Raw genomic sequence first — 4,971 nt, 5'->3', positions numbered from 1 at the left:
AAAATATAGTATGGAAAGGCATAGGTTTCCATGTTTTTTCTTCATGAACCTGTCTTGCCGTCAGGTAGGCACACAAATAAATAGGTGCTGAATACTAAATAAGTATATAAAAAACATTCGTGAATTCGTGGCAAATTATTTAAGAATATCCAATGAAACAATCTGAAGTCCCCTTTGTTTAAAACATAAATAAACAAGATATCTTCCCTAATACAACTCATCCAAGTTTATATATTATAACAAGTATGACTCTACTAAATAACCACAAACCAGGTGAATAAAAATGTTCCAAATCGGGTACTTTTATTAAAAAGTACGGTTTTCCCGTAACCATTTTTGAACTTTTCGATGAACTGCACAAATCTATTTAAAAAACTTGCTTTAATAGTTTTTTTTTATTTTATGTTTGATTTGTCTTACAGAAGGCTCTTAAAAGTAAAGCCATTAAGAGTTGACTAAAAGACATGTTGTACAACACAGCTAGCGCTAGTTTTTTATTTTTCTTTATTGACGGCTTCACTAAAAAAATAGGCTTTACTTTTTTTAGTATTACAATGGCTTTACGCCTTTGGCTTTACAACAACATTTGGCTTTAACCAGTTTGGTGCAAATTGGTCAATTTTTTAATTGACTTGTATTTGTAATGACTTGTTATGCTTAAAATTAATAAAACAAGACAAAACAAATAACACGAAACAAAATTTTTAAATTATTAATTATGAAAACATTAACCTTATTTTTCTTTATTCTAGTCGCTCTTACTTTAACCGCAAATGCCCAAATAACCAAAGGGAATTGGATGGTTGGAGGTAGTGGAGAATATATAAATCAAACCTTTAAAAATGATGACGGATTAAAATCAAAATTAGAGACAATAGCAATTAGACCAAACATAGGATATTTTATAAAAGATAAATTCGCATTTGGGGGTGCTTTGAGGTTTCAAAAACAGAGTATTTATTATACCTATGGAATCGGTATCTTTTCAAGATATTATTTTTTGAAAACTGAAAAGATGTTCAATTTATTTGCTCAAATAAATTATGATTACACGTATGTTGTTTCTGATGGACATGTAAATGGTCATTACTATGGAGCGAGAATAGGACAAGTAGTTTTTTTTAATAGCTCTGTAGGTTTGGAATTTGCAGTAGAATATGAAAGAGGAGAAACATCAAATAATATAAGTTCAGATGGTATTAAAGCTGTCATTGGGTTTCAAATCTATTTAGATAAGAAATAATTAAACATAAAATAACCTTTATATGTAACAAAATTTATAAAAAAAGAGAAAGTCGCTACACGAATATAGCGACTCCTCCAGTTAAAATAATTACCGTCAAAATAATTAATTAAAACTATACAATATTATGAATAAAATTACTTATTTAAAACAGATATTAACTTCTCTGTTAATACTTATTACTTTAAACACATTTTCACAGATAGAAATTCGCATGGATAATGTAGAATATTTAAACAATTTAATCCTTAACTGTAGTCCAATTAACTTTAATTCATCTAATAGTCATAATATTTCTTTTGATGCAAAAATTGAGGTTGTTTCTTATAATAACGGTCCAGTTTTAACTTATGGAGAGTTAATAATAGCTTACTGGTCTGGATCAGCTGAACACATTTATCAAACTATCCCCATCAATGAGTATGATTGGGTTTATGACGAATTGGCATCAAAAGCTTATTATGAGTTACCTCTAAATATAACATTATATTCTAGTGATTTTGAGGATACGAATGGAGGTAGTGTTTATATTAGATATGCAGAAAGTATTAATCACTTCTATAAACAATCTTGTATTTATAATGTAACAAAACCAAAGTTTTCAATTTCACCCAATAATACATCAGTTGTTTGTGGAAGCAGTTCGCATAAAACTTTTTATGTATATAACAATAACAATTCCCCTGGAGATTTAGAATATGAATGGAATCTAGGTAGTGGTTGGAGTTATAATGGCAATCCAACATCTACTATTATAACGACATCAAATCATATAAGTTTAACTCCAAATATTTTTCCTCCTAGTGATGTAAAAGTTACTCCTATTCTTGATTATATAGATTACCCTCAATTAGTATCCGATGTTGAACTAATAGAGTTTAATCCTGATAATGTAATCAGTGGAAATAAAACAGTATGTTCTTCAGCTAATTATTCAATTAACAACTTGCCATATGGAGTGAGTGTTGCCTCCTGGAGTGTTTCAGATAGTAGTATTGCTAGCATTTCAACAAATGGAAATCAAGCGATTTTAACAGCTACAGGAAATGGAACCGTTTCAATTTCAGCAACCTTAACCAATGTTTGTGGGCAAACAAAAATAATTGAAAAGAACAATATTTTTGTGGGTGCTCCAGACTTTCCTTCTTATCCAGCCATGAGCGGAGACAACAACCCTATGGTTGGGGAATACAAATGGTATTCAGTTACTGGTGCAGAAGGGGCGTCTAGTTACAACTGGTACTTTGATGTTGGAAATGGTGTTACGGGGAACACATGTTGATGGCTGGGAAATTCTACAATATGGTTACCAAAACAAGTCTATTTATGTAAAAATAGGAAATCCAGGAAGTACCGTTGTAGTTTGTAAAGCAACCAACGCTTGTGGAAACAGAACAAAGTATAAATATATAAACGTAAGAAGTCAAAGTGACCCTTGTGGCGATTTTAGACTAAGCTCTAATCCTATGAAATTTGGAAACTCTGCAAACAGAATCATCTATCCACCAATCGATCCTTGTGATGATGATCCTTTTGGTAAAACGGCTACAAATAACAAAAACATAAAAACCGTTGAAATTTTTAATTCGCATGGAGAAAGTGTTTATTTAAAATCTCAAACCGAAAATGAATTCAATATTAGTGAACTTAAAAAAGGGTTTTATTTTGTAAAAAGTAAAATATCCAATGGAAATACAATCACTAAAAAGCTTATCGTTCAATAATTTTAAATTAAAAATCCATAAGTGACTCAATTTTTTTGCCACGAATGCACGAATAAATATGTACTGAATACTAAATAAGTATATAAAAACATTCGTGAATTCGTGGCTAATTTTTTAAGAATATTTAGAATTTCAGTATATAGTTTTTTTTCACAAACCTTCCTCGCCATAAGACAAGTTTACGATTGTTTTTTCTTAAATTACTCCAACTTACAAAACATGATAACTCAGGCTAATTTTAAATTGCTAAATACATGTTTTTCAATTTTTTACGACTTTAGTCTTTGCTCTTGGTTCTAATAGCGTAGCGGTCTTGGTTCTTTTCTCGGACATTATTGGATTGTTATACATAATTATTCGTGTATTTCCCGATAATCGGGACAGGGTGTGGCTAATATTTTCAACCCTCAAATTATTATTATCATTAAAAATCCGTACTTTTAATAGATGCAAAACGAATTAAAAATAGCACTTATTCAAACAGAGTTGTTTTGGGAAAATCCGAAGCAAAACAGAATTCATTTCACTAAAAAAATTCAAAGTATTTCAGAGGCTGTAGACCTTATGGTACTTCCTGAAATGTTTACATCTGGGTTTACCATGAATCCGGAGAAAGTGGCTGAAACCATGTTTGGAGAAACGGTTGTATGGATGCAGGAATTGGCTTTAAAAGAACAGACAGCTCTTGTAGGTAGTGTGGTTATTAAAGAGAATGGGTATTATTATAATAGGATGTTATTTGTTCATCCAAATGGCCTTTTAGAAACCTACGATAAAAGACATACGTTTACCCTTGCCGGCGAAGACAAAGCCTATACGGCTGGAAAAGACAAGTTATTGGTAACCTATAAAGGTTGGAAAATTTGCCCGATGATTTGTTACGATTTACGCTTTCCAGTTTGGGCAAGAAATGTAGAAGATTACGACCTCTTGATTTATGTGGCCAATTGGCCAAAAGTTAGAATTACCGCTTGGGACACGCTGTTAAAAGCAAGAGCTATTGAAAACATGACGTATTGCTTGGGTGTTAATCGTGTGGGAACAGACGGAAATAATCATGAATATAATGGACATTCTGCCGTATTTGATGTTTTGGGCAAAAAATTAGACAGCATTCCAGATAATCAGGAAGCCATTGAAATTATTACACTAAGCAAATCTCACATCAAGCACAATCGAGATACATTCAATTTTTTAAACGATAAAGATACTTTCTCACTAGAGTAAGGTGAAATCTATAATAGGATCCCAATTAGCTCTAACATCTACAAGCTCTGGGAAATAGCTTACTTTTTCAGGTTGTTGTCTTTTTAAATAGTTTCCAGAATCGAACTTTTTATTTTTATTGGTATCATGTACCACTCTTAAATAATATTTATTAGGAGATATATATTTAAAGTCTATAGGTTCTGGTTCGCTACTGTATTTTTCAGCTTTAACAAGTCCTTTTTCATCTGTAAGTTGCACAATTACTGGATAGCTAACATTCTTTAAGTTTACGCGTACATTGCCATAATTTTCAAAACTTTTGGTGGTAACTGTATAATTTAGACTGTCGTTTTTATTTTCAAAAAAATCTGTAAGTGCATTTGGTAGTAAACGAATGGTATATCTGTTGCTTTCGGTTTTTTCAAAGCTTAAGGCTAAGGTATTTGTCAAGGAATCTAATTTTGATATAAAGGTAATATTCAAAGAATCCTTGTCCATAATGCTAATGTTTTCTTTAACAATTTTTTCAAAAGGAATATTGGCCGAAATATTAAAATCCTCTTCAAAGCCTATGGTGCCGGTTGGAACTGTTTTTAGAAGTAATGTATCTCTTTTTTGCTCGCTTATTTTAACTTTAAAATCTTGACTGTAGTTTTTATTGCTGACATTAAAAAGTAACGTATCGACTTCCTTAAAACGAGGTTTGTAGTAATAATTCAAGGAATCTGTTTTTGCATCCTTGGTTACACGATAGCGAAAATCTTCAGGTGTGTCCGATTGAATTTGGATTTTCAT

Annotated in this window: 4 protein-coding genes and 1 pseudogene; 4 read left to right on the top strand and 1 reads right to left on the bottom strand. The window is 31.3% G+C overall.

Going from position 1 to position 4,971, the window contains the following annotated elements:
• Positions 1-718 precede the first annotated feature (718 nt).
• From VKY47_RS03105 to VKY47_RS03090, 4 genes are all read left to right on the top strand, one after another.
• Positions 719-1,243 carry a hypothetical protein gene (locus VKY47_RS03105; protein WP_324310269.1) on the top strand — a complete coding sequence of 175 codons (525 nt, stop codon included), beginning with the start codon at positions 719-721 and terminating at the stop codon, positions 1,241-1,243.
• A 214-nt stretch (positions 1,244-1,457) separates the two neighbouring features.
• The gene (locus VKY47_RS03100; RefSeq protein ID WP_324310268.1) at positions 1,458-2,525 is read left to right on the top strand and encodes a hypothetical protein; all 1,068 of its coding nucleotides are present in this window, start codon (positions 1,458-1,460) and stop codon (positions 2,523-2,525) included.
• A complete protein-coding gene (locus tag VKY47_RS03095; RefSeq protein WP_324310267.1) occupies positions 2,500-2,967 on the top strand; it encodes a T9SS type A sorting domain-containing protein in 468 nt (155 codons plus the stop codon). The genes VKY47_RS03100 and VKY47_RS03095 overlap by 26 nt, the downstream gene beginning before the upstream one ends.
• A gap of 447 nt (positions 2,968-3,414) precedes the next feature.
• Entirely contained in the window at positions 3,415-4,194 is a 780-nt protein-coding gene (locus VKY47_RS03090; protein WP_324310265.1) for an amidohydrolase, read from the top strand.
• Here the strand turns inward: VKY47_RS03090 and VKY47_RS03085 are convergent.
• Positions 4,186-4,971: pseudogene (locus VKY47_RS03085) on the bottom strand (hypothetical protein); the annotation flags it as partial. The gene VKY47_RS03090 and the pseudogene VKY47_RS03085 sit on opposite strands and share 9 nt — an antisense overlap.

Source organism: Xanthomarina sp. (assembly GCF_035306705.1).
In the GTDB taxonomy this organism is placed as follows: Bacteria; Bacteroidota; Bacteroidia; order Flavobacteriales; family Flavobacteriaceae; genus Xanthomarina.
Note: the sequence above shows the minus strand (reverse complement) of the source record. Positions and strands in the feature narration are given on the sequence as shown.

What these genes read in the sequence shown, in the direction of transcription:
- VKY47_RS03105 (WP_324310269.1), top strand. Translation starts at nt 719, where the DNA reads ATGAAAACATTAACCTTATTTTTCTTTATTCTAGTCGCTCTTACTTTA.
- VKY47_RS03100 (WP_324310268.1), top strand. Translation starts at nt 1,458, where the DNA reads ATGGATAATGTAGAATATTTAAACAATTTAATCCTTAACTGTAGTCCA.
- VKY47_RS03095 (WP_324310267.1), top strand. Translation starts at nt 2,500, where the DNA reads ATGGTGTTACGGGGAACACATGTTGATGGCTGGGAAATTCTACAATAT.
- VKY47_RS03090 (WP_324310265.1), top strand. Translation starts at nt 3,415, where the DNA reads ATGCAAAACGAATTAAAAATAGCACTTATTCAAACAGAGTTGTTTTGG.